Source organism: Chryseobacterium sp. HNCC26DJ239, from assembly GCF_057180445.1.
In genome coordinates this window covers 97,675-124,050 of the sequence record NZ_JBXUGJ010000004.1, presented here as the reverse complement: position 1 = coordinate 124,050, position 26,376 = coordinate 97,675, and the positions used below count along the sequence as shown (strand labels likewise).

Sequence of the window (26,376 nt, the reverse complement as noted above, 5' to 3'; positions counted from 1 at the left end):
TTAGATTTTCCATTTTATACAAAATAATCTATAATTTTGCGAAAAATTTCTTTTGTTGCTATCAAAGACATTTATCGATCCTGTAAGAATCCCAGAGAATAACGACTGGGTGGTTTTCATATTAATAGGCTGCATCTTTCTTTATATATTTATGATGAATGTTATCGAGAGAGAGGCAAATCTAAAAGATTTCCTGCTGCAAAAGTACTTCGACTCTAGTAACAATCTTCCGAACTGGATTATTACATCGGTGGTTTTTGTGCTTTCTATGGCTGTTTTGGTGTCGCAGTACATCCCTTTTGTACCTAAGTTTATTGTAGAAAACCAATTGTTTGGATATCACTTTAATAAATTGGGATATACTTTGGCTGTGATTACCTGTTTTTACTTTCTAAGAACCAGTTTAAGCTTTTTATTTTATCAAAGTATCGGCGATGGTAAAAAATGGAACGTTTTTTACTTTACATCTACCAAGATGCAATTTTTGATAAGTATATTGATGATGGTTTTGTGTATTGTACATTACTATTATCCCATAGATAAGAATAAGGCTTTTAATTATTACATTGCTTTTTTCTGTTTTGTGTTCATTTTCAAGGTGTTGTTTTATATGTTTCATAAAAATAACATACTGCCTCAAAAATGGTATTATAAATTTTTGTATATTTGCACCCTCCAAATAGCACCTCTTTTGATGCTTTGGAAACTTTTATTTTTCTAATAAAACTACAAGATGAGAATAAAGTCTATATTGGTTTCTCAACCCGCGCCTAGCGAGTCTTCGCCATATTTGGAAATAGCTAAAAAGGAAAAAATTAAAATAGATTTTAGACCTTTTATACATGTGGCTGGTGTTGATAATAAGGAATTGCGTACGCAAAAAATCGATCTTACGCAATATACGGGGATTATTTTTACCAGTAAAAATGCTATAGATCATTATTTTAGATTAGCAGAAGAGCTAAGATTTAATGTACCCGATACGATGCGTTATATTTGTCAGTCTGAAGCGATAGCCAACTATCTTCAGAAGCATATTGTGTACAGAAAAAGAAAAATTAGCTTCGGCGAAAAAAACTTTGCAGATCTTGCGCCACTTTTCAAGAAATTTCCTTCAGAAAAGTATTTACTGCCATCTTCAGATGTTTTAAGTCCGGATATTCCTAGAACTTTAGATGCGGCAAATGTTGATTGGACTAGAGCGATTATGTATCGTACAGTATGTAGCGATCTTACAGATATTGCAATTAAAGAATATGATATGTTAATCTTCTTTAGCCCGCAAGGAATTAAATCTCTTCAGCAAAACTTCCCAGACTTTCAGCAAGGAGAAACAAAGATTGGTGTTTTTGGACCCACCACTTCGGCTGCTGCAGAAGAAGCTGGCTTAAAGGTCGATCTTATGGCGCCTACAAAAGAAACTCCATCAATGACGATGGCTTTGGAAAAGTACATTAAAGCACTTCATAAATAAAAAACGAAGTCTTAGAGATAAATTGGCCGTCTTTCATACGAAGAAAGATGGCTTTTTTTTAATTACATTTGAACGAAATTTAATATTGAAATTTTTTTCAAATTAAATGATTTTTAAAACAACAGAATGAAAGCTCCACAGGCAAAAAAAATAGAAAAAATACTAGAAATACACGGGGATAAAAGAACCGATAATTATTTCTGGATGAACGAAAGAGAAAATCCTGAAGTGCTGCAGTATCTTGAAGAAGAAAATGCGTACGCAGATTTTATGATGAAAGATACTGAGTCTTTGCAGGAAGAACTTTTCGAAGAAATGAAAGCACGTTACAAGAAAGATGATGAGTCTTTGCCCTATTTCTTTAATCAATATTGGTATTACGTGCGCTATGAAGACGGAAAAGAGTATCCTATTTTTTGCAGAAAACAAACCAGTTTGGATAATCCCGAAGAAATAGTACTTGATGTAAATATTTTAGCAGTAGGTTTTGATTATTTTGATGTTGGAAATGTAGCTGTTTCTCCTAACAATCAATTAGTATCGTTTTCTGTAGACAATGTAAGCAGAAGAATTTACAGTATCAATTTTAAAAATCTTCTAACGGGAGAAATTCTTCCTGATGTTATTGAAAACACAACAGGAAAAGCAGTTTGGGCAAATGATAACGAACATGTTTTTTACATCAGAAAAGACGATAGCTTAAGAGCGTTTAAAGTTTTCAGACATAAATTGGGAACAGATGCATCAGAAGATGTTTTGATTTTTCATGAAGAAGACGAAACTTTTGATGTAAATGTGTTTAAAACAAAATCTTTAGAATATATTTTTATTGCAAGTTCGAGCACCATTTCAGACGAGCACCGATTTATTCCTTCAGACAATGTTTTTGCAGATTGGAAGATTATTCAGCCAAGAATTGATGATTTAGAATATTCTGTTGAGCATTACGAAGACGAGTTTTACATCATTACCAACGCAGATGATGCTTTTAATTTTAAAATTGTAAAAACAAAAATCGATAACTGCTCAATGGAAAATTGGGTAGATGTAATCCCTCATCGTCCTGAAGTTTTGTTGGAAGGTTTTGAGATTTTCAAAAACTATCTCGTTCTTGAAGAAAGAGAAGAAGGCTTGCTTCAGATAAAAATTATCGACGAAAAAACGGGCGAAAGTTATTATTTGCCGTTTTCAGACCCAACTTATACTACTTATATTGGCGTAAACCTTGAGTTTGATACCGATGTTTTGCGTTATGGCTACACTTCGCTTACGCAGCCAAGTTCTACCTACGGATATAATATGAAAGAAAAAACGACCAAGCTTCTTAAGCAACAGGAAGTTTTGGGTGGTAAGTTTTTCCCGGAAAATTATATTTCTGAAAGAATTTGGGCAGATTCTAGAGATGGAGAAGAGAGAATTCCGATTTCTTTGGTTTATCATAAAGACACTCCGAAATCTGCAGATACGCCTTTGCTGTTGTACGGATACGGAAGTTATGGTCATACCGTAGATGCGAGCTTTTCAAATGTGCGATTATCGATTTTAGATCGAGGTTTCATTTATGCAATTGCTCATATTCGTGGAGGTGAATACTTGGGAAGAGAATGGTATGAAGACGGGAAAATGCTTGAAAAGAAAAATACTTTCTTCGATTTTATTGATGCCGGAAAATATTTAGTTGAACAAAATTATACATCACCAAAACATTTGTATGCAATGGGCGGAAGCGCAGGAGGTTTGCTTGTAGGTGCAGTGATGAATTATGAACCAGCCTTGTTCAACGGGATTGTGGCACAAGTTCCTTTTGTGGATGTGGTTACAACGATGTTAGACGAAACAATTCCTTTAACAACGGGGGAATACGACGAATGGGGAAATCCTAATGACGAAGAATATTATCATTACATGAAAGACTATTCTCCGTACGATAATGTTGAAGCTAAAAACTATCCTAATTTGTTGATTACAACAGGGTTTCATGATTCGCAAGTTCAATATTGGGAACCTGCAAAATGGACAGCAAAATTGAGGGAAGTAAAAACAGATGATAATATTTTGATTTTTAAAACCGATATGAGTGCCGGTCACGGTGGCGCAAGCGGAAGATTTGAATCTTTAAAAGAAGACGCTTTGGAGTATGCGTTTCTTTTGAAATTAGAAAAGAAAAAAAATGATTAACGAAGCAGAATACTGGCAAAAAATACAGCAATTTTTTACTGAAAATTTCGATACTGAAAAAGATGCACCAATAGAAACGTATTTATTTCTAATTGGTCTTCAAGAGCTCGGAAGTGGGCAACAAAAATATACAAAAGATGATAAAGTAAACCTTATTCATATTGCAGTTTGTAGGCTTTTGGAACCATTCGGATATTATAAATTTTCGCATTACGACGACGATGGCTATCCGCATTTTACACAACTGGAAGAGCTTCCTGAACTAAAGCCCAATGAACAGCAAATTTTAATGAAAAAGGCAATAATTCAGTACTTTCAGGATGAAGAGCTTTTGTAAAAAAAAGTTTTAAATACGGGCTAAAGTAAAAAATATTAAAATGGAGAGCAGATTGCTTTCCATTTTTTTTTGTTTCTTATCAGTTTTTAATCTAATTTTAATCTAAAATTTATAAATAAATGTTAAAATCCATAATTTTAAGATAAAATGTATAATATATCTCTTTTTATTTTGTTTATAAAGTCTTAAAATGTGTACTTTTAACATTCTTAATGGTGTTATGTGATGAATAATAAGTTTATTCCAATAATTTCGGTCTTTATGACCATCTCACTTATCGTGTTTGTAACCCTTCAGTTTTATTGGCTGAAGCGTTATTATACAGCTTTGGAGCAAGACTTTTCGAATAAAGTGTATTCCGCTATGGAGAGTTCTGCAAAAACGGTTTCAGATTTGGAGGTGAAAAAATATTTAGATCAAGATTATAAAAATTTCCGAAGTAATATTTTAGCCAATAAAGACCAACCTACTTTAACGACCATTCAGCAAGTTGAAGATTCTGGAACGCAAAGGCAGATTACCTATTCAAAAAATTTAGTAGAAAAAGTTCAGTTTCCATTATCAAAAAGTGGTGATACGCTCAACTTAACCAAGCTTTATAGCGATGATGCGTCTTACAAAATAAAGAAAGATACTACTCAGCGAGAAATTTTAACGACGGAGCTGAACCAAGATATTGAGAATGGAGATTTTACCATGAAGGAATTTGTGAAGGTAAATGGAAACAATCTTCCGATTAATAAAAGGGTAGAGCAAAAAACCTTAGATTCTGTAATATCTAAAGAGCTTAAAATGAAAGGAGTTACCGCTGAATATGGTTTTGCGGTAATGGATAAAAACGGAAAGCTAACCAAGCTGGAAACCAAAGAATACAAAGAGAAAAAGGACAATAATACCTATACCTATCCTTTGTTTACCGATAATGACGATCGTACATTGTTTACTCTTGCCGTTGTTTTTCCGAAAAAGGAAGTTTCTTTAGCAATGAACAATTGGCCAATGCTTTTGGGAACATTTCTTTCTTTGCTTACCATTTTGGGAATTTATATAATCTCCATCAACTATATGATGAGACAGAAAAAATTAGCAGAGGTAAAAACTGACTTTATTAACAACATGTCGCATGAGTTTAAAACGCCTTTAGCAACCATTTCTGTGGCTACAGATTCTTTGGCGAATGATAAAATTGCGACAAACCCAGAGAAAGTAAGATATTACTCTTCGTTGATTAAACAGGAGAATTTAAGGATGAAAAAACAGGTGGAAAACGTTCTTAATATGTCGAAACTGGAACGAAACGAAGTGAAACTTTTCCTTAAAGAAACCAATGTTCGAGAGCTTATTCAGGCTACAACAGAATCATTTAACTTAATTGTAGCCCAAAGAAATGGAGTAATTACTGAAGAATTTAACGCTACAAAATATATTTTTAAAATAGATGAATTCCACATTTCTAATATGCTTGTAAACCTTTTAGATAATGCCAATAAATACTCTCCGGAATCACCAGAAATTTCAGTAAAAACAAGAAACGAAGGCAATTGGTATGTGATTGAAGTTGCAGACAAAGGAATGGGAATGGAAACCCAAAATAAAACAAAGATTTTTGAAAAGTTCTTTAGAGAAGAAACAGGAAATATCCACAATGTAAAAGGACAAGGTCTTGGTTTATCTTACGTGAAGAAAATCGTAGAGCTGCACAAAGGACAAATTATTGTAGACTCGCACAAAGGAAACGGAAGTACCTTTATCATTAAACTTCCAATGGTTTAGACAAATAATTATTACATAAAAAAAACAAAAGAACGATATGAGCAACAGAATATTATTAGTAGAAGACGACCAAAGTTTTGGCGCAGTACTAAAAGATTACCTTACCATCAATAACTTTGAGGTCACTTTGGCTACAGACGGAGAGCAAGGTTTGAAAGAATTTACAGAAAACGAATTCGATATTTGTATTTTCGATGTCATGATGCCTAAAAAAGATGGTTTCTCTTTAGCAGAAGACGTAAAAAAGATTGATAAAAACACGCCAATTATTTTCCTTACCGCAAGAAACATGCGTGAAGATATCTTGAAAGGATACCAATTGGGAGCAGACGATTATATTACAAAACCTTTCGATACAGAATTGCTTTTGTATAAAATTAAAGCTATTCTTCAGAGAAGTTCTACATTGGAAAACGAAGAGCAGGAACAGTTCAAAATCAGTAATATCTTCTTCGATTCTATGCTTAGACAGCTTAGAGTAGGAGATAACGAATACAAACTTTCACCAAAAGAAAATGAATTGTTGAAGTTGCTTTGCCTTCACAGAAACGATTTCATGCCGAGAGATTTGGCGCTTAGAAAAATCTGGAAAAAAGAAAACTACTTTACAGCAAGAAGTATGGATGTTTACATCGCAAAACTTCGTAAGCTTTTGAAGGATGATGAAGGTTTGGAAATCATCAATGTACACGGTGAAGGTTTCAGGCTTCTAGTGAAAAACTAACAAAACTAATATGGAACTTTAGTTTAAAATTGGCAAAACATTTCAAAATGTTTTGCTAATTTTGTTTTTTACAATAAGTTTTTAATGTGAAATTGCTATTAATTACTTTGGAACACAAATTTCTCCCAATTTGTAGCGATTATACAAGATAAAAAAGTAGATACTACCTATGAAAAATATATTTTTAGGATTTGTTGCAGCATCCTTAATCGCTGTTTCTTGTAAAAAAGACGAAAAACCAACGTATATTACCGACGAAAACGGTGTTCAACAAACTACACAGTTCAATAACGCTCCCAAAGCATCTTTGATGAATCAAGCTGGAGTTTCTACAAATACAGCGAATAATGTTCCGGCGGGAATGCAGCAAATTTCTGCTCCTCCAGGAATGATGAATCCTGCACACGGGCAACCTGGTCACAGATGTGATATTCCGGTAGGACAGCCGCTAAATGGGCAACCTGCGCAAACACAACAAGCAAGTGCACAAAATATCAATGTTAATTCTGGTCAAACCGTTACGATAGACCCAAATTCAGTGAGTCCCGGTAAAATTGTTGTAGACCAAAACGGAAAGCAAGTAAAAACCGCTCCCGGAATGAATCCTCCACACGGGCAACCTGGTCACCGATGCGATATTCCTGTTGGTCAGCCTTTAAATAGTAAACCTGCTGCAGCTCCTCAAGCTGTGGCTCAAAATACTCCACCTGTACAGAATGTTCAACCGGTGCAAGCGCCACAACCCGCTCCAACCGGACCAAAACCTGCCACAAACCCAGCTCACGGAGAACCTTGGCATGATTGCGGTAAAGCAGTGGGAGCGCCGTTGTAGATTTTTTTTTAAGTTAATATGTATTTTACGGCTAAAATATAGTTTATATTCTTTTAGGCTATGTTTTAGCAGTAATTTTATTAACTTTGCACCGTGAAACCCATTCAGATTCTATTAATTATCTTTTGTTTAGGAATTTTCTTGATTCCTAAAGATAATTTTTATGCTCAGGTTTCTGAAAGCAACTGTTGTCAAACAGAATCAAAAATGAAATCATGTTGTGATAAAAAGCAAAATGAGAATCACGATTCTAAAGACAGCAAAAAAGACCACAAATCTTGCAACGACAATTGCTGCTCCACATGCAGTGTTTGTCATACTTTTGTAGAAAATTCTTTCGCAAAAAACAACTTCTGGGAAATCCCAACTTTTGAAAGCATTTCAAAATTCCAATTTGAATATGCTGATCCTTTTATTCCAAACAGTTTACAAGAAATTTGGCAACCGCCAAAGCTTGGATAATTTTTAAATGTAGTAATGTATCAGTGTAACAGTTTACCAATAAATGTTATGCTGTATCATTTTAAGCAATTACGTTAATTTAATTATCTAAATTTTTAAACAAAATGAAATTATATATTTCCAGAGTTTTTCTGGGTTTATTCCTCTTATCTTCAATTTTTTTATCAGCTCAAAATCTATCAAAAAGCCAGTTTAAAGTAAAAGGAAACTGCGATATGTGTAAAAACAGGATAGAATCTACCGCCAAAAAAGCAGGAGCAAAAACAGCAGTTTATTCTATTGATTTGCAGACGTTAACAGTTGAAACGGAAGGTAATCTGTCTTCAGACGATATTTTAAAAAAGCTTGCAGAAGTTGGTCACGACAACGAAAAATACCGAGCAAAAGACAATGTCTATAAAAATCTTCCAGGATGCTGTCATTATGAACGTGATGCTGCCGTTTTAGCTGTTTCAAACGAAGGGGGAGTTAAAGAAAAGAACGAATTTTTTGTAAAAGGAAATTGCGGTTCTTGTAAAGCAAGAATCGAGAAAGCAGCAAAAGACGCGGGTGCAGATTTCGCGGAATGGGATGCTGAAAAACAAACTGTTCAACTTCAATTTGATGAAAGTAAAACTTCAGCCGATAAAATTTTACTTAAAATTGCTGAGGTTGGCCACGACAACGAAAAGTACAAAACAACAGACAAGGTCTACAGCCAATTGCCCGGTTGTTGCTTGTACGACCGTGATGCAGCTTTTGGAGAAGCAAATCCAAAAGTTCATAGTGACGAAACAGAAAAACACGATCATCATTCTGAAGGTGAAACTGGGGAAGATGAGGAAAAGCACCACAAAGAAAATACTATTCAAGGAGTAAGCATTACTGCGACAAAGGCGGCAACTTCTTTAAACAAAAAAGAAGCGGGACTTACTTTTAACATTGATAAAAAGGAGCTTTTGAAAGCTGCTTGTTGTAATTTATCAGAAAGTTTCGAAACGAATGCAACGGTAGATGTTTCTTTCAGCAATGCGGTTACGGGAACAAAACAGCTTAAAATGTTGGGTTTAGACCAAAAATATACAAGTCTTACTCAAGAACTTTTGCCGCAAATACGTGGTCTAGCTTCGGCGTATGGTCTTAATTTTATTCCTGGTCGTTGGATAGAAAGTATTCAATTAACGAAAGGAGGAAGTACCGTTACGAATGGCTACGAAAGCATCACCGGACAAATTAATACAGAATTGCTTAAAAACGCAGAAAAACCGGAAACTTCTTTAAATCTTTTCGCAGATTTTAATGGTAGAGCAGAAGCAAATATTACGCATGTTGCTCCAATTAACGAACATTGGTCACAAACTTTTCTCCTTCACGGAAACGGAACTTTTGGTGATACCGACATGAATGAAGATACTTTTCTTGATAGACCAAAAGGAACGCAGTTAAATGCAGCTTATTTGTTGAATTATAATGATTTAGAGCGTTCTGGTTTAGGTTCGCATTTCGGAATTAATTTTGTTAAAGATGAAAGAACTTCCGGACAAATAGGTTTCGATAAAAGACTTCCTCAAAGCGAGCAATCGCTATACGGAGTTGGAATTGATATTTCTAGATTTCAGGTTTGGAACAAAACAGGCTACGTTTTTAAGGGAAAACCTTACCAAAGTTTAGGTTGGATGAACCAATATGTGTATCATCAGCAAGACAGTTTTTTTGGCTTAAGAAATTACTCTGGGAAACAGCAAACCTATTATTCAAACTTAATTTTTGAAAGCATCATCGGAAATACCAATCATAAATACAAAGCTGGAGCAAGTTTTATGTATGATGGGTATCAAGAAAAATATTTAACGGATAATTTTAGCAGAAATGAAATTGTTCCCGGTGCTTTTGCAGAATATACTTTAACGGGAGCAAAATATACTTTAGTTACGGGTGCGCGTGTAGATTTTCATAATTTGGCAGGAACACAGTTTACACCAAGAATGAATTTTAAATATGATTTCACACCCAAAACTATTTTAAGACTTTCTGCAGGGCGTGGTTTTAGAACCGCGAATGTTTTTGCTGAAAATCAACAGTATTTTGCGTCAAATAGAACCATTCAAGTGATGCAAAATGGAGGTGATATTTATGGTCTAAAGCCAGAGATTGCTTGGAATTACGGCGCAAGTTTACAGCAAGAATTCAAACTTTTCGGAAGGAAATCTACGATTATTGCAGATTTTTTCAGAACAGATTTCCAAGACCAGGTTTTGGTAGATTTAGACCGTTCTCCACAGCAGCTTACGTTTTATAACCTAGATGGAAAATCTTTTGCGAGTTCTTTCCAAACTCAGTTTGATTTTAGTCCGTTTAAAAACTTCGAAGTTCGTTTGGCATACAAATACTACGATGTACAAGCCGATTATGTGGATGGCAGAAGAGAAGTGCCCTTTATGGCAAAGCAAAGAGGTTTTGTGAATTTAGCGTATGCAACCAACAAAAATAAAAACGAAGGTTTTTGGAGTTTCGACACTACTTTAAATATGGTTGGAAAACAAAGATTACCGAATACAAATTCAAACCCTGCCGAATTTCAGTTGCCAATGTATTCAAACTCTTATGCAGTGTTGAATGCGCAAATTGCTAGAAATTTCAATAAAAAAATCAGAGCGTATGTAGGTGGAGAAAACCTTACATCGTATTATCAAGAACATGCAATCGTAGATTTTAAAAATCCTTTCGGAAATTATTTTGATGGCGGAATGGTTTATGCACCGATTATGAAAGCTAATTTTTATGTAGGTTTAGATGTAAGTTTCTAATCAATAGGAACGGGCTTTAGCCCGTTTTTTTTTGATTCAATATTTGGGCTTTAGCCAAACTATATTGTTTATTCAGAACTTGCAATTGTTGTTATTGTTTTCTTAAACTGTAATTTTAAAAGTTCATGGTTTCATTTTTGTATCTTTAATTTAATTTTTAACATCAAATATTTTAATATGAAACGCAACGCAACCGCCGTTTGGAATGGCACCGTAAAAGAAGGAAAAGGACACATCACAACACAAAGCACAACTTTGAATCAAACGCAATATTCTTTTGGAAGCCGTTTTGAAGATGGAGTAGGAACCAATCCGGAAGAGCTTTTAGCTGCAGCGCACGCCGGATGTTTTACAATGAAACTGAGCGCAGAATTATCTCAAGCAGGTTTTACGCCTGAAGAATTGACAACAAAATCCGTCATTACATTAGATCCACAATTGGGAAAAATTACAAAGTCGGAACTTACTTTAACGGCAAAAATTCCGGGTATCTCAGAAGAAGACTTTCAAAAGTTTGCAAAAATCGCCGAAGAAGGTTGTCCTGTAAGCCAGGCTTTTAGCTTTGAAATTACTTTGAATGCAACCTTGGTTAATTAATGAGATAAGATAAAGTTAAATTTACATCAATAGAACGGGCTAAAGCCCGTTTTTTTCTTTTGTAGAAAGCTAAATTGGCTTTAGCCAAAGCATATTCAGTATTGTTAATAAATTAAATATACCAATCGGTATAATTTTATATCTTTGCATTCGAATTTGAATCTAAATAATGTCAAAAGCCGAAAAGACGAGACAGTTTATTATAGAAAAAACAGCTTCTTTGTTCAATAGCAAAGGGTATATGGCTACGTCTTTAAGTGATATTACTGAAGCAACTGGTTTAACCAAAGGAAGTATTTACGGAAACTTTGCCAACAAAGATGAGGTGGCTTTGGAAGTTTACAAATACAATTCCGGGATTTTAAAAAGGAATCTTCGGCGGTCTTTTGGAGACGAATTTCCGACAGTTGTACATAAACTTCATGCTTTTGTGGCGTTTTACAGAAAAAATTGGGAGTTTGTGTTTTTTAACGGAGGTTGTCCTTTGATGAATGCGGCGACAGAAGCGGATGATACTTTTCCGATGCTTAAAAATCAGGTGAAACAGTCTTTTGAAGATTGGATTTCAACAATTTCTTGTTTAATTCAGGAAGGACAAAAAAATGGCGAGCTGAATTCTAGCGTTAATGCAGAAGAATATGCCTCATTGTTTATCATGTTGATTGAAGGAGGAATTCTCCTTTCAAAAACTACAGGAAATGAATGCTTTTTGAACCAGGCTTTAGACCAAATTCAAATTAAAATAGATAATGAACTAAAAAAATAATACTTAGAAGATGAATAAATTACAAGTATTACAAACCTTTATCGGGAAAGAATTCAGCGCCTCGCCTTCACCGTTTATGAAATGGCTCAATCCGATTGTTGTATCGGCAGAAGAAGGGAAGATTCAATTTCAGTACACCGTTCGCGAAGAATGGCTTAATCCGATGGGGAATCTTCATGGCGGAGTAACGGCGGCAATTATCGACGACGTTATTGGAGCCACCATGTTTTCGCTAAACGAAGACAGTTTTATCGTAACGATCAACAACAGCATAGATTATTTTTCAGCTGCAAAAGAGCATGATCAGATTGTAGCAGAAACCAAAATTATAAAAAGAGGAAAGCAATTCGTAAACGCAGAATGCGAAATCTGGAACGCAGACAAATCCAGATTGATTGCAAGAGGAACCTCAAATCTATTTAAAATTAATAGCTAAAATTACAATGAAAAGAGTTGTTATTACAGGAATGGGCGCGGTGACGCCTTTAGGAAACAATGTAGAAGAATTCTGGCAAAATAGCGTCAACGGAAAAAGCGGAGCAGGATTAATTACCCATTTCGACACAGAAAAATTTAAAGTACATTTCGCCAACGAAGTAAAAAACTTCGACCCAAAAGTATATTTAAACCACAACGAAATTAAAAGAAGTGACCTCTTCACCCAGTATGCGATGTACGCTTCTGCAGAAGCTTTGCAAGATTCTGGTTTAGATTTAGAAAATATGGATCCTTTTGATACCGGCGTAATATGGGGAACCGGGCAAGGAGGTATGTGGACCTTCGAATCTGAAGTAATGGAATTTGCTCACGGCGATGGAACACCTCGTTTTAACCCATTTTTCGTGCCTAAATTTATTGCAAATATGGCTTCAGGAATGATTTCGATGAAGTTTGGTTTGCAGGGAATTAATTATACCACAATTTCTGCATGTGCAACAGGAAACACTGCGTTGATGGATGCCTTTAATTACATTCGTTTAGGAAAAGCAAAAGCCATTGTAAGTGGTGGTTCTGAAGCCGCAATTACACCCGCTTCCGTCGGCGGTTTCTCGATTATGAAAGCCATGTCTACAAGAAATGATGATTTTGCTACGGCAAGTCGTCCTTATGATGCCGATAGAGATGGTTTTGTGATGGGAGAAGGAGCCGGAGCTTTAGTTTTAGAAGAATATGAACACGCCAAAGCTAGAGGTGCAAAAATCTACGCAGAATTGGCTGGTGCAGCGATGACGGCAGATGCGTATCACATGACGGCGCCGCATCCCGATGGAGTAGGAGCCATTAAGGCAATGCAATTGGCTTTGGACGAAGCAGGAGCCAATATTGAAGATGTAGATTATCTGAATCCGCATGCGACATCTACGCCTTTGGGAGATTTAATTGAGCTGAGAGGAATCAGCAAGTTATTTAAAGGCAGTAAAAACCTAGACATCAGTGCAACCAAATCGATGACGGGGCATTTGTTGGGTGCAGCAGGAGCGGCAGAAGCTATTCTTTCAGTAAAAGCAATTGAAAAAGGAATCATTCCACCAACGATAAACCTACACCGTTTAGACGAAAATATTCCAACGGATGTAAACATCATCTTTGGAGAAGCTAAAGAGAAAAATATTAATGTGGCACTAAGCAACGCCTTCGGTTTCGGAGGGCATAATGCAACTTTGGTGTTTAAGAAGATTTAATCGTCATTGCGAACGTAGCGAAACAATCTGTTGAAAGTAACGTCATTGCGAACGAAGTGAAGCAATCTATTGAACTTGGGTAATAACTTTTCAATAGATTGCTTCGTCGTTTCTTGTCGCAATGACAATTTCTACAATCTTGTTTGTAATAAAATGAATTTCCGTGAAAGGACAAACACCCCTGTTTGCAATAAAATGATTTTTTGGGAAAGGACAAACACCCTTGTTTGTAATAAAATGAATTTCCGTGAAAGGACAAACACCCCTGTTTGCAATAAAATGACTTTTTGGGAAAGGACAAATACCTCTGTTTTAATTCAATGTAAAATGTATTTTATTACAAACAACGTTGTTTGTGATTAATGTAAAATTGCAGAAAGGACAAACAGGGGTGTTTTAATTCAATGTAAAATGTATTTTATTACAAACATCGTTGTTTGTGATTAAAGTTAAATTGCAGAAAGGGCAAACAGGGGTGTTTTAAATCAATGTAAAAATGCAGAGAGGAGAAACACCCTTGTTTGTAATGAAATATTTTTTTTTGCTAATAAGGCAAACCATAAAAATCATTGAGGGATGAATTGTATATTTAGGAGGAGAAGAATATGCTCGATAAATCGTACTTGTATATAATTGGGTGTTGTCTACAACCAATAAAGACGACATTTAAATACAAAAATTTATACTATTGGAACAAAAAACCCAAAAAATAAAGCAATTGACAGACCTTCTTTTAGAAAAATATGGCTCAGAGAATATCATAGTAACGGACTATTGGGATGCCGACAACACAGCAATTGGACTTGCAGACAAAACAAAAAAATATACTGTTTACATTACTGATAATGGCAATTCCAACAATATGTTTTTTATTTCGCTTGAAAACCCACCGACAAGAGATGACTTTCCTTATACACCCGGAGATGACTTTGACAATTTATCCGCAGAAGAAGTTGAAGAAATTCTAATCAAACATTTAAAAATCATAGAATGACAAACACTCTAATAAAAAGGTAAAGCCTAAAACCAAACCTTGTCAAGGTTACAATAAATACTGTGATTAACCTTGACAAGGTTTACAATAGAAAAGCAGTCTGTTCGAAGATTGCTTGGTCATTCCTACGAATGTAAGGAAATCTTACTCGCAAAGATTGGGTTTAATGACAAGTCGCCGGGTTATGTTTGTGATTGGGGTCTGTGTTGTGACAATTAATGTCGTGTTCGGGAGATACTTTCATTGCTGCTTTTGGGGGAGAGATGTAAGGAATCCCAAGTTCTAGACCTCTTAGAATAAACAATCCACCCAGTAAAATCATTACAACGGGAACGAATTTTAAGATTTTAATTCTAAATGCTTGATTCATTAAGTTTCCAACCAAGACCACGGTAAACATAAAAGGCAATGTTCCCAAACCGAAAATCGCCATAAAACTTGCGCCTTGCCAAATGCCACCACTGGCTAAACTTGCGGTGAGTGCCATGTAAACCATTCCGCAAGGAAGAAATCCGTTAAGAATTCCTGTCGTGAATCTGGAGCGATAATCTGCTTTTTGTAAAAGTTTACCAAGATTTGATTTTACTTTAAAGAGAAATTTAGAAATAAAAGGAAGTCGAGACGCAAAATCTTTTCCACCAAAGGAAAATAACGCCATGATGATAAGCAAAACTCCTACACCAATGGTAAGATATCTTTGGAATCCCGCAAACTCAAAACCTTCGCCAATAATTCCTAATAAAGCTCCTAAAAGCGAGTATGTTAATATTCTCCCAAATTGATAGGTGAGATTTTGTAAGTAATAATTGGTTGCTTGTTTTTTGCTTAAACCCATTGAAAGCGCAATGGGACCACACATACCTATGCAATGAAAGCCCGACGCAAAGCCGAGCCCCAATGCAGATATGATAAGGGTTATTTCCATATTACATCGTAATCTATTCTGTACTCTGTATTGTTTTTAACCCATGAAAGTCTAAGTGTATAATTGCCCATTTTTAGGACACTTGCAGGTATTGTAAAAGATTTTTGAACATCTAGAACAACATCTTTTTTGATGTCTAAATTTTGATCATCTGTTCGGTTTAGAACAAATTTTACTTTAGCATTTCCGTTGTTGTAATCTGCAGGAAATTTAATGGTAATTCCTTTAGAACTTTGGCTGTAGATGGGTTTGTTTACCAATTCGTCGGCACGTTTTTTAGCATCGATTACGTCTTGATACTGAAGCTCTTCTTCATAGTAATTATCGGTTACCATTTCAGAATTTTTCTGTCCGTTCGGAAAAAGAAAAAGCATAGAAAGTATAAATGCAATGAATGCGAATAATGCGATAACTACGCCATGTCCCCAACTTAGATTTTTCATTTTTAAATTTTAAAATTGTAGTTTAAAAGGTCCTTCAAAATAGGTTTGATACGAGTCTATTAGCTTTCCTTTCATGTCATAAACACCAATCGTGATGTTTTGTTTTGAAAGTTTAATATCCTTTTCTGGAAAGCTGATGTTGATGGTTCCTTTTGAAATTTTGTCTCTTTCTATCACTATTTTGCTTGATCCGCTGTAGGTAACTTCTGCATGAGCAGGTGAAATTACTTTAATTGTAACCGTTTTTTTATCATTCGTTTTATTAAGGAACGTGTAATTGTAGGTATTGCTTATTTTTCCGTCTCTTACGAAGAAAGTACTTCCTGCAGGTTTGATGAATTTAGCTTCCATATCGCCTCTGTTGTACAATAGAAAGCCTAAAAATCCTACTAAGAAAACTAGAATTAAGGCAAAGCCTTTCATTCTTCCGGTAAATTTGAACTCTGTACGGTTTTCGATTTCGTTTTCAGAAGCGTAGCGAATTAATCCTTTCGGAAGCCCTACTTTTTCCATTACCTCGTCGCAGGCGTCGATACAAGCGGTACAGTTTACGCATTCTAATTGCTGTCCGTCGCGAATATCAATTCCTGTTGGGCAAACGACAACGCACTGGTTACAATCGATACAGTCTCCTTTTCCAGCAACGGTTCTGTCTTCCCCTTTTCTCCATTTGGAACGGTTTTCCCCTCTTTTGAAATCGTAAAATACGTTGATGGTGTCTTTATCGATTAAAACTCCTTGAAGTCTTCCGTAAGGACAAACCAAGGTACAAACTTGTTCTCTGAACCAGGCAAAAACAAAGTAAAATGCAGCCGTAAAGAGTATCATCACCACAAAGTTGGTTAAATTCTCGAAAGGGCCTTGTGAAACAATATTTATAACTTCTTCGTAGCCCACAATGTACATAAACATGATGTGAGTAATTATTAAAGAAATTAGAATGTAAATAGACCACTTAAGAGATCTTTTCATTATTTTTTCGCTGTTCCATTCTTGTTTTGCAAGTTTCATTTGCTTATTACGATCTCCATCGATAGCGTATTCTATTTTTCTGAAAATCATTTCCAAAAAAATCGTTTGTGGACAAATCCATCCACAGAATATTCTTCCGAAAGCAATAGTAAATACAATAATGAATATAAGTGAAGCAATGGCTCCTAAAGTAAGAATAAAGAAGTCTTGCGGATAAAATGGTTGCCCGAAGATGAAGAACTCTCTGTCTATAACATTGAATAATAGGAGTGGGTTTCCATTTATTTTTATAAAGGGAATCGCAAAATATACAATAAGTAATAAGTAGCTTACAATATTTCTATAGTTGGTATATTTTCCTTTAGGCTTTCTGGGAAAAACCCATTTCCTTTTACCAGACTGCTCCATAGTACCTATGGAGTCTCTGTAAGTTTCGGGATCTAAAACCTGTCCTTGTCCGCCTCTTGCATCTTCTGTGTTTGCCATTTGCTCTATGTTTTAAAAAAGAAAAAACATAATCTGTTATTTTATTTAAGGTTTTAAATTAATAACAAATTATGTTTCATTTTATATTTTAGTTAATTACGTTTTACTGTTTTTCCCAATTAGCTTCTTTACCGTAAGGAGGCGCTCCGCCTTCTTGTACTGTAATTGGCTTTTTCATTTGGTTTATAGAATAAACGTAAGCTGCAACATTTTGAATATCGTTTCCAGTAAGAACACCATTCTTACCCCAAGCTTGCATCGCTGTACCTGTAACTCCATTTTCAACTACATGGAATACGTTTTTGAATAGTTTCTTTTCAGGTTGGTTGTTCCAGAAGTTATCAGTAAGGTTAGGACCAATACCTCCTCTACCACCATCTGAGTGACAAGATACACAGTTTGTTTTGAAAACTTCTTCCCCTGCAGCAATGTTGTCTTCAGAAAACTCGGCGTTTTCGATCGTTACCGGAGGTTGGTCTGCCAAGTATTTAGCTACGCTAGCTTCTTGTTCTTTATATTCGATTTCGTACTCTTTAATAGGACTTGCAAAATCTGTGAAAGCATATGCGGCAATGTATAGTACACAGAATGCAGTTCCGAACCAGAATAAACCAAGCCACCATTTTGGAAGAGCATTGTCTAGCTCCATAATTCCATCGAAACCGTGGTCAATAAGAATATCTTTTTCTTCTGTATCTGATTGCTTTTTGAAAGCTGCTGCATATAATCTTTTGAAATAAGGAATTCTTTTTTCAGCAAGATAAGCTGCCTTTTCTTCAGCAGAAAGTTTTTTAAACTTGTTATTCTCAATTAAATCACCAATTGCACTGTGAATGTAAGCCATAATAGCACCAATTACTACAGTACCCCAAAAATATGGTGAACTAAAGAAAGAATAACTCTGTACAAACAGATAATAAAAAATAGTAAGTAGTACTACAATTATAAGAATATTTACGAAAACCGGGGTTCTTTGTTTCATAATAAATTGTTTAATTTTTTAAATTAAAATCATCCTGATCATCATCTAACGGGGCATGTTCTTCCTCGTTGTAATATTTTTTCGGCTTACTAAAAACGTAAATTATAAGTGAGACGAAAAACAGAATAAAAAGAATCAAAGCCAATGTTTGATAAAAACCTGCATTTTCCGTATTGGATAAGATGTCTTTAAAATTCTGAGGAATCATTTAAAATTTTAAGTTTTAGTTATTACTTGCTGTTTTTACTTCTGTCGTTTTAATATCGGTACCTAATCTTTGTAGATAAGAGATTAAAGCTACGATTTCTTTTTTCTCTAATTCTCCTTTTGGTTTTTTAGCGTACTGATCTTTAACATCTGCAGCTTCACTATAAATATCTTTTACAATTTTTGCTGCTTGGTTGTCTGCCCATTTATCAGCTGAATCAATTTGTGCTTTAGTGTAAGGTACATCAAAAGCATTCTTCATCAACTTCATTTTATCAACCATTTTAGATCTGTCTAAATCGTTAGCGATTAACCAAGGGTAACGAGGCATGATAGAACCTGCTGAAGTTTGTCTTGGGTTGTACATGTGTTTGTAATGCCAAGAACTAGGGTTTTTACCACCTTCTCTATGCAAATCTGGCCCTGTTCTTTTAGATCCCCAAAGGAAAGGTCTGTCGTAAACAAACTCTCCAGCTTTAGAGTACTGTCCGTTTTTACCGTTGAATCTTACAATCTCGTCTCTAAATGGTCTTACCATTTGAGAATGGCAAGCATTACAACCTTCTCTGATGTATAAATCTCTACCTTCTAATTCTAGTGGTGAATAAGGCTTCACCGCTGAAATTGTAGGTACACTTTTCTTTAAAGATAACGTTGGTACAATTTCTACCATAGAACCAATTGAAATGGTTAATAATGATAAAATTCCCATAAGAACCGGAGTTCTTTCTAACCAAAGGTGAGTACCTTCTCCTTCTTTTCTTTGTTTGCTGATGTTTGCCAATGCAGGTGCTTCTGCAGGAACATCTTTTTGGAAAGAACCAGCCTTAATCGTTTTGTAAGCATTATAAACCATTAGTAATGCTCCAGAAAGATAAAACAAACCTCCTACAAATCTTAATTTAAAGAAAGGAATAATTGCTGTTACAGTATCTAACCAGTTTTTGTAAAGTAAAGTACCATCTGGGTTAAACTGCTTCCACATCAAACCTTGAGTGAAACCAGAAATATACATAGGAACTGCATAGAAAATAATCCCTAAAGTTCCTAACCAGAAATGCCAGTTAGCTAATTTTGTAGAATATAATTTTGTTCTCCAAAGAACAGGAATCAAATAGTAAATAACACCAAATGCCATAAAACCATTCCATCCTAAAGCTCCTAAGTGAACGTGCCCAATAACCCAGTCTGTAAAGTGACCAATTTTATTGATGTTCTTAGTAGCCAAAAGCGGTCCTTCAAAAGTTGCCATACCATAACAAGTAACGGCTACTACGAAGAATTTCAAGATTGGGTTTTCTCTTACTTTATCCCAAGCTCCTCTTAGTGTAAGAAGCCCATTCAACATTCCTCCCCAAGATGGTGCAATCAACATGATAGAGAAACCAGTTCCCACTGCTTGTGCCCACGCTGGTAAAGCTGTATACTGAAGGTGGTGAGGACCAGCCCAAATGTATACGAAAATCAATGACCAGAAGTGAATGATTGATAATTTATATGAGAATACCGGTCTGTCTGCTGCTTTCGGTAAGAAATAATACATCAAACCAAGAACCGGAGTTGTTAATACGAATGCTACTGCATTGTGACCATACCACCATTGTACAATAGCGTCTTTTGCACCTGCGTAAGCTGAATAAGATTTCCATCCCGCAAAAGATAAAGGAACCTCAAGGTTGTTGAAAATGTGAAGCATAGCTACTGCTACCCAAGTTCCAATGTAGAACCAAATTGCTACATAAAGGTGTCTTACTCTTCTCTTAGCGATAGTTGCAAACATGTTGATACCGAAGACAACCCAAGAGAAAGTAATTAAAATATCAATTGGCCATTCGTGTTCTGCATACTCTTTTGAAGTATTAATACCCATTAAGAATGTAATTACCACACTTACAATCATAATCTGCCAAGACCAGAAATGAATCCAAGATAATGTGTCGCTGTACATTCTTGTTTTTAAAAGTCTTTGCAATGAGTAATAAACACCTACATAAACGATGTTACAAACGAATGCAAAGATTACAGAACTAGTATGCAACATTCTTATTCGCCCAAAACCGAATGCTCCTTGTGTGTTAATCAAACCTGTAATGTGGTTTGATGCTAAACTTTTGATCGAAGGATCATCTGTTCCGAAGAAAAATTCCGGAAGCTCAGGGTAGAAAAGCATTAATGCCGCTGTAAGCCCAAACAAAAACCCTACGATACCAAATACTATGGTTGCGTACAGGAATGCCCGAACAATACTGTTGTCATAACTAAACTTTTGTGTCTCCATATTTTAACTATTCACTTTTTTCTTTATTATTTTCTCTTAAATTTTCGGGTTTTCTTTCTCCTGTTTCGCTTTTTTTCTCTTTAATCTCCTCAGAATCAAAAAGAATACGTACAGCAGGAGATTCATCGTCCTCAAATTGTCCTTTTCTGGCAAAAATTATAAAAACTACCAGGAAAACAGCAGCTAAAGAAACGCTGCAAAGGATCATTAAGTATAGAATATCCATTTGCCAACAAAATTAACCCTTTTTCGGGGTTCAAATTTAAGGAAAAATAATGAGATTAATCACGAAAACCGGGCTTTGGCTAATTTAAAACTAATCTAAATAAGCCTTTTTAACGCTGCTTTTTAAAGTATTTCCTACCCAGAATCCATGTAGAAATGGTGGTGAAGGTTACAACAGTTATCGAGCTTATCGGCATCAAAATTGCTGCGAAAAGCGGATGCATGTGTCCGGTTACAGCGTAGCTTAAACCTACAATATTGTAAAGAAAACTAATGATAAAGGTGATTTTTACAATCGTAATCGAGCCTTTTGCGACGTTTAAGTATTTGTCTAAATCTACCACTTTTTCACCATTCATAATCACGTCAGAAGAAGGAGTGAAGCTATTGGAGTCGTCTGAAATAGCAATTCCAACGTTGCTTTGTTTCAAAGCTCCGGCGTCGTTCAAGCCATCGCCAAGCATCGCGACTTTATGATGATTGTCTTGAAGGTTTTTAATGAAATTCAGTTTGTCTTCCGGACTTTGGTTGAATGCTAAACCGCTGTTCTTCGGGATTAAATTTTTCAAATGTTCTTCCTCAGAAGAATTGTCTCCACTTAAAATGTAAATTTTGTAAAGATTCAGCTTTGAAAATAAGTTTTTAAGATTTTCTCGGTATTCGTTTTTGAAAACAAATTTCCCAAGAAACTCTCCATTTTTGCTAACGTAAACAGCGGTTTCAAGATTTTTAGGTTCTTTGTTGTTGTATTTTGCAGAGCCTATTTTATATGAATTTCCACGAACGTTCGCTTCGTAACCCTTCCCAGAAATTTCTGTGAAATTTTCTACAGGATAATACTCATCTTTGGCTTCTAAAAATTCATACAAAGATTTAGATAAAGGATGGTTTGAGTTTTTTAGTAATGATTTGATATTCAGTAAATCAAATTCATAAATTTCTTCACCATCGTATTTGATGTTTGATTTTTTTCTTTGGGTAATCGTTCCGGTTTTATCAAAAACAATCGTGTCGAGTTTAGAGATTTTCTCAATCGTTAAAGTATCTTTTACGTAGAATTTATTTCGACCTAAAATTCTCATAATATGCCCAAAAGTAAACGGAGCAGAAAGTGCCAAAGCACACGGACAAGCAATAATTAAAATCGCAGAAATTACTTGGAACATTTTTTCTAAATCTACCGTTGCCCAATAAATTCCGGAAATTAAGGCAATTCCTAAAATGATAAAAGTAAAGTATTTGCTAATGTTATTCGTAAGTGTGTCTAAACCTGTTTCGTGCTTTTTGAAAGCTTCTTTGTTCCAAAGTTGGGTAAGGTAACTTTGGTCTACATTTTTTATTACTTCAAGCTCTAAAACAGACCCGATTTGTTTTCCTCCTGCGAAAATTTTATCTCCGGGTTGCTTTGCAATGGTTGCGCTTTCGCCGGTAATAAAACTGTTGTCGATATTTCCTTCACCATTAATTAAAATAGCATCTACAGGAATAATTTCTTGGTTTCTTACCAAAATTCTGTCTCCGATTTTAATTTCGGAAAGAAGAATGTTGTTTTGTTGACCTTCAAAGTCAACTTTTGTAACCGCAATTGGGTAAAAAGATTTGTAATCTCTATCGTAAGAAAGTGCGCTGTAGGTTCTTTTTTGGAATATTTTCCCCATCAACATGAAGAAAAGCAATCCGCATAGCGTGTCGAAATATCCAGGTCCGTAATTGGTGAAAATCTCGTAGACACTTCTTCCGAAAAGTACCAGAATTCCTAAGACAATAGGAACGTCGATATTCACGATTTTATTTTTTAAACCATACCATGCAGATTTGTAATAATCTGAAGCGGAATAAAAGACAACCGGAATCGCCAAAATCATCATCAAAATTCTGAAAAGCCCTTTGTAGTGCTGCATCCAGAAATCTTGCTCGTTCATGTATTCAGGAAGAGAAAGAAACATTCCGTTTCCGAAAGCAAAAGCGGCAACAACAAATTTGATGAGAAGAGATTTGTCTAAAGTTTCCTCATTTTTCTCAGCCGTTTCAAGACTGATGACTGGTTTGTAGCCAAGATTGGTCAAGAAATTGGCAAGTTCGCTTAATTTTAATTCTTTATGATTGAATGAAATCTGTAGCGTTTTTCTCGTGAAATTTACCTGAGAATACTTAATGTTTGGATTTAAAGTATGTAAACTTTCAAGCAACCAAATACAAGAAGAGCAATGAATTACAGGGATTTTGAAAGTAACTAAACTTGTATTTCCTTCGGAAAAGTCTGTGATTTTATCGAAAATTTCTTGTGTGTCGAGATAATCAAACTGGTTAGAAGAATCGTCGCCTGGACGAATACCTGCTTTTTTATTGAGCTCGTAGAAATTACCAAGATTGTTCAGATTTAAAATCTCATAAACCGACTTACAACCTGTACAACAAAAAAGCTTTTCATCAAATTCAATTCTTTCTTTTTCTATGTCTTGTCCACAATGAAAACAGTTCTCGCTCACTTTCGTAAAATATTGGCTTACAAAATTATAACATTTTTTTTTGTTTATCGAGCTAAAATGTTCTATTTTTGTGATAAATGTCATATTAGAATGTCGCAGGAACAACAAATTGCCATTGAAGAGAGATTTGCCAAAGTTTTTAACGATGAATCCTTTAAAGAAAGGCTCTCAGTGGAAGATTACGAAAGATATTTTAACGCTAAAAAAAGATTTACTTTTCACAAACACGATATTATTTTCGAGGATGGAGAGATTCCGAAAGGGATATTCGTGATAGAAAAGGGAGCAGCAAAACTATCAAAATCCGGAGCTTTTGGCAAAGACCAAATTTTAAGATTTATTAAAGAAGGTGATATGATTGGATATCGCGCGCTACTTTGTGGTGAAAACTTTCAGGCAAAAGCTGAAGCAATGACGGATATCGAATGTGTTTTTCTACCTTCCGATGTTTTTATGCATCTTTTGGAAGTAGATTCACAACTTTCTTTCGTAATGCTTCAAAAAATCTCTTACGAATTAGGAGAATCGTCTAACACCATTACTTTTCTTGCCCAAAAAACGGTGAGAGAAAGATTGGCGGAAATTTTAATTCTTTTAGAGCAGAAATTAGGAACAGATCCGGAAGGTTTTATCAAAATTTCTTTAACAAGAGAAGAAATTGCCAACATTATTGGGACAGCTACCGAAAGTGCTATTAGATTAATTTCTGAATTTAAAGGAGACCAACTCATAGAAGTGGATGGTAGAAATATTAAAATTCTCAATCACGATAAATTAATGAAACTCGGTCACGTAGTTTTATAGAAATACTCAATACAAGTCGGCTTTAGCCGACTTTTTAACTTTTAAACAATCACACCCATTATGTCTGTTCATTCTGAAATTAAAAAAGTTACAACAGAAACCTTGCGAAAAATGAAATTCGACAAGGAGAAAATAACCATGCTTACTGCATACGATTTTACCACAGCAAAAATGGTAGATGCGGGTGGCGTAGACACGATATTGATTGGAGATTCTGCCGCAAACGTTATGGCGGGATTTGAAACCACTCTTCCTATTACTTTAGACCAAATGATTTATCATACTCAAAGTGTGGTAAGAGGTACAGAAAGAGCTTTGGTTATTGCAGATTTGCCTTTCGGAACTTATCAAAGTAATCCAGATTTGGCTTTGGAATCTGCCGTGAGAATGATGAAAGAAGGTGGTGCTCATGCGATTAAAATTGAGGGAGGAAAAGAAATTTCAAAATCAATTAAGAAAATCATCAATGCTGGAATTCCGATTATGGGACATTTGGGTTTAACTCCACAGTCTATTTATCAATTCGGAACGTATAAAGTAAGAGCAAAAGAAGAAGCGGAAGCTGAAAAACTAATAAACGATGCCAAATTACTTGAAGAATTGGGCTGTTTTGGAGTTGTTTTGGAGAAAATTCCTGCAGATTTGGCGAAAAGAGTTACAGAAAGTATTTCAATTCCGACAATTGGTATTGGAGCTGGACCTCATTGCGACGGACAAGTTTTGGTGTACCACGATATGGTGGGAATGAACAAAGGTTTTTCACCTAAATTTTTAAGAAGATACCTCGATTTATATACTGAAATTACAGGAGCGGTTTCTCAATACGTGAAAGATGTAAAATCTTCTGAATTTCCTAATCAAAACGAAAGTTATTAATGAATAATCAATTAAAATCGGCGCAGGGAATTTTATCAATCGCGGCACTTTTGTGTTTAATTGTAGGTTGGTTTCATTTTTTACCAGAAGAGATTACCATATTATTGTCTAAAAGACTTTTCTACATTTTGGTAGGAGCTTCATTTATTGTACAGGCGCCTTTTATTCCGAACAGAAATTATCTGTACCCGATGTACATTGCAGCGGCATTGTGTATTGTTGGTGCTTTTTTACCTTTAGATTCTCGTTTTTCCGGGATTAAAACAATTGGGTTATTTGCAGGAGTAATTATTAGTTTTTTCAATAGACAATCTCAGCAAAGATAGGCATGGAAGAGCAAATTGTGTATGAAGACAACCATCTTTTGGTAATTAATAAAAAGGTGGGGCAATTGGTTCAGGGTGATAAAACCGGCGATGAATCTTTGCTAGATTCCATTAAAAATTTCATCAAAAAAAGAGATAATAAACCCGGAAATGTTTTCCTTGGTTTGGTGCATAGAATTGATAGGCCAACTTCTGGCTTAGTGATTTATGCTAAAACCTCCAAAGCATTGTCGAGACTTACCCAAATGGTGAAGAGCCGAGAAATCAAAAAAACGTATTGGGCGGTTGTTGCCAAAGAAATGATTCCTCAAAGTCAGCGATTGGTTCATTATTTAAAGAAAAACGAAAAAAATAATAAAGCAATTGTTTTTCCTAAAGCTACGGAAGGTGCAAAAGAGGCAATTCTTACCTATAATCTCATCAAAACTTTAGAAAATTATCTTCTTTTAGAAATTGATTTGGAAACCGGAAGACATCATCAAATTCGTGCACAACTTTCAAAAACTGGTGTTCCGATTAAGGGAGATTTAAAGTACGGTGCTCCTCGTTCAAATCCAGATGGCGGAATCAATCTTCATGCACGAAAGTTGGAGTTTATACATCCTGTAACGAAAGAAAATGTTGTAATTATAGCGCCAGTTCCTCAAAACGATGCAGTTTGGCGAGCTTGTGAAGAATTTTAAGGTTCCGAAGGGACGACTTAGTAAAGGATAGGATGAAGTACTATCATATTAAAACAAAAAACGGTTCTGAATTTC

At 35.2% G+C, this 26,376-nt stretch carries 26 protein-coding genes; 18 read left to right on the top strand and 8 right to left on the bottom strand.

The window, feature by feature from the left end:
* Positions 1-55 precede the first annotated feature (55 nt).
* From AC2A1D_RS09695 to AC2A1D_RS09630, 14 genes are all read left to right on the top strand, one after another.
* Positions 56-721, top strand: coding sequence for a DUF4271 domain-containing protein (locus AC2A1D_RS09695; RefSeq protein WP_484043442.1), 666 nt, complete (start codon positions 56-58; stop codon positions 719-721).
* 12 nt (positions 722-733) lie between these two features.
* On the top strand, positions 734-1,474 hold the full coding sequence (locus AC2A1D_RS09690) for a uroporphyrinogen-III synthase (RefSeq protein WP_484043441.1): 741 nt from the start codon (positions 734-736) through the stop codon (positions 1,472-1,474).
* 126 nt (positions 1,475-1,600) lie between these two features.
* Positions 1,601-3,652 (top strand): S9 family peptidase, encoded by a 2,052-nt coding sequence (locus AC2A1D_RS09685; protein WP_484043440.1) that lies wholly within the window; start codon positions 1,601-1,603, stop codon positions 3,650-3,652.
* Complete coding sequence (locus AC2A1D_RS09680) at positions 3,645-3,989, top strand: hypothetical protein (RefSeq protein ID WP_484043439.1); 345 nt, start codon at positions 3,645-3,647, stop codon at positions 3,987-3,989. Before AC2A1D_RS09685 ends, AC2A1D_RS09680 begins: the two co-directional genes overlap by 8 nt.
* Before the next feature lie 225 nt (positions 3,990-4,214).
* Positions 4,215-5,762: a sensor histidine kinase gene (locus AC2A1D_RS09675; RefSeq protein ID WP_484043438.1), complete on the top strand. Its 1,548-nt coding sequence runs from the start codon at positions 4,215-4,217 to the stop codon at positions 5,760-5,762.
* A gap of 37 nt (positions 5,763-5,799) precedes the next feature.
* A complete protein-coding gene (locus tag AC2A1D_RS09670) occupies positions 5,800-6,486 on the top strand; it encodes a response regulator transcription factor (protein ID WP_039363658.1) in 687 nt (228 codons plus the stop codon).
* A 169-nt stretch (positions 6,487-6,655) separates the two neighbouring features.
* Complete coding sequence (locus tag AC2A1D_RS09665) at positions 6,656-7,318, top strand: hypothetical protein (protein WP_484043437.1); 663 nt, start codon at positions 6,656-6,658, stop codon at positions 7,316-7,318.
* Between the two features lie 93 nt (positions 7,319-7,411).
* Positions 7,412-7,780 carry a hypothetical protein gene (locus tag AC2A1D_RS09660; protein WP_484043436.1) on the top strand — a complete coding sequence of 123 codons (369 nt, stop codon included), beginning with the start codon at positions 7,412-7,414 and terminating at the stop codon, positions 7,778-7,780.
* 104 nt (positions 7,781-7,884) lie between these two features.
* Entirely contained in the window at positions 7,885-10,566 is a 2,682-nt protein-coding gene (locus tag AC2A1D_RS09655; RefSeq protein WP_484043435.1) for a TonB-dependent receptor domain-containing protein, read from the top strand.
* A gap of 177 nt (positions 10,567-10,743) precedes the next feature.
* On the top strand, positions 10,744-11,163 hold the full coding sequence (locus tag AC2A1D_RS09650) for an OsmC family protein (RefSeq protein ID WP_484043434.1): 420 nt from the start codon (positions 10,744-10,746) through the stop codon (positions 11,161-11,163).
* Between the two features lie 169 nt (positions 11,164-11,332).
* Complete coding sequence (locus tag AC2A1D_RS09645; protein ID WP_484043433.1) at positions 11,333-11,929, top strand: TetR/AcrR family transcriptional regulator; 597 nt, start codon at positions 11,333-11,335, stop codon at positions 11,927-11,929.
* Positions 11,930-11,939: 10 nt separating this feature from the next.
* A complete protein-coding gene (locus AC2A1D_RS09640) occupies positions 11,940-12,365 on the top strand; it encodes a PaaI family thioesterase (protein ID WP_484043432.1) in 426 nt (141 codons plus the stop codon).
* A gap of 7 nt (positions 12,366-12,372) precedes the next feature.
* Complete coding sequence (fabF, locus tag AC2A1D_RS09635) at positions 12,373-13,611, top strand: beta-ketoacyl-ACP synthase II (RefSeq protein WP_484043431.1); 1,239 nt, start codon at positions 12,373-12,375, stop codon at positions 13,609-13,611.
* A 688-nt stretch (positions 13,612-14,299) separates the two neighbouring features.
* Positions 14,300-14,605: a hypothetical protein gene (locus tag AC2A1D_RS09630; protein ID WP_484043430.1), complete on the top strand. Its 306-nt coding sequence runs from the start codon at positions 14,300-14,302 to the stop codon at positions 14,603-14,605.
* A gap of 163 nt (positions 14,606-14,768) precedes the next feature.
* On the opposite strand, the gene AC2A1D_RS09625 is transcribed toward AC2A1D_RS09630, so the two are convergent.
* The 8 genes from AC2A1D_RS09625 to AC2A1D_RS09590 form a co-directional block, all read right to left on the bottom strand.
* A complete protein-coding gene (locus AC2A1D_RS09625; RefSeq protein ID WP_484043429.1) occupies positions 14,769-15,530 on the bottom strand; it encodes a sulfite exporter TauE/SafE family protein in 762 nt (253 codons plus the stop codon).
* Positions 15,521-15,973, bottom strand: coding sequence for a FixH family protein (locus tag AC2A1D_RS09620; protein ID WP_484043428.1), 453 nt, complete (start codon positions 15,971-15,973; stop codon positions 15,521-15,523). The genes AC2A1D_RS09625 and AC2A1D_RS09620 overlap by 10 nt, the downstream gene beginning before the upstream one ends.
* 9 nt (positions 15,974-15,982) lie before the next feature.
* Complete coding sequence (gene ccoG, locus AC2A1D_RS09615; RefSeq protein WP_484043427.1) at positions 15,983-17,431, bottom strand: cytochrome c oxidase accessory protein CcoG; 1,449 nt, start codon at positions 17,429-17,431, stop codon at positions 15,983-15,985.
* Positions 17,432-17,534: 103 nt separating this feature from the next.
* On the bottom strand, positions 17,535-18,413 hold the full coding sequence (locus AC2A1D_RS09610; RefSeq protein ID WP_484043426.1) for a c-type cytochrome: 879 nt from the start codon (positions 18,411-18,413) through the stop codon (positions 17,535-17,537).
* A gap of 10 nt (positions 18,414-18,423) precedes the next feature.
* Positions 18,424-18,621 (bottom strand): cbb3-type cytochrome oxidase subunit 3, encoded by a 198-nt coding sequence (locus AC2A1D_RS09605; protein ID WP_484043425.1) that lies wholly within the window; start codon positions 18,619-18,621, stop codon positions 18,424-18,426.
* A gap of 15 nt (positions 18,622-18,636) precedes the next feature.
* Positions 18,637-20,898, bottom strand: coding sequence for a cytochrome-c oxidase, cbb3-type subunit I (gene ccoN, locus AC2A1D_RS09600; protein ID WP_484043424.1), 2,262 nt, complete (start codon positions 20,896-20,898; stop codon positions 18,637-18,639).
* Positions 20,899-20,905: 7 nt separating this feature from the next.
* Complete coding sequence (gene ccoS, locus AC2A1D_RS09595; RefSeq protein ID WP_484043423.1) at positions 20,906-21,124, bottom strand: cbb3-type cytochrome oxidase assembly protein CcoS; 219 nt, start codon at positions 21,122-21,124, stop codon at positions 20,906-20,908.
* A gap of 109 nt (positions 21,125-21,233) precedes the next feature.
* The gene (locus AC2A1D_RS09590; RefSeq protein WP_484043422.1) at positions 21,234-23,612 is read right to left on the bottom strand and encodes a heavy metal translocating P-type ATPase; all 2,379 of its coding nucleotides are present in this window, start codon (positions 23,610-23,612) and stop codon (positions 21,234-21,236) included.
* Positions 23,613-23,702: 90 nt separating this feature from the next.
* Between AC2A1D_RS09590 and AC2A1D_RS09585 the strand changes: the two genes are divergently transcribed.
* From AC2A1D_RS09585 to AC2A1D_RS09570, 4 genes are read left to right on the top strand one after another with little or no spacing between them, the layout of a single operon-like run.
* Entirely contained in the window at positions 23,703-24,416 is a 714-nt protein-coding gene (locus AC2A1D_RS09585; protein ID WP_484043421.1) for a Crp/Fnr family transcriptional regulator, read from the top strand.
* A 60-nt stretch (positions 24,417-24,476) separates the two neighbouring features.
* Entirely contained in the window at positions 24,477-25,292 is an 816-nt protein-coding gene (gene panB / locus AC2A1D_RS09580) for a 3-methyl-2-oxobutanoate hydroxymethyltransferase (RefSeq protein WP_484043420.1), read from the top strand.
* Positions 25,292-25,618, top strand: a complete 327-nt coding sequence (locus AC2A1D_RS09575; RefSeq protein WP_484043419.1) for a hypothetical protein — start codon at positions 25,292-25,294, stop codon at positions 25,616-25,618. Before panB ends, AC2A1D_RS09575 begins: the two co-directional genes overlap by 1 nt.
* A 2-nt stretch (positions 25,619-25,620) precedes the next feature.
* Entirely contained in the window at positions 25,621-26,301 is a 681-nt protein-coding gene (locus AC2A1D_RS09570; RefSeq protein ID WP_484043418.1) for an RluA family pseudouridine synthase, read from the top strand.
* Positions 26,302-26,376: the final 75 nt, after the last annotated feature.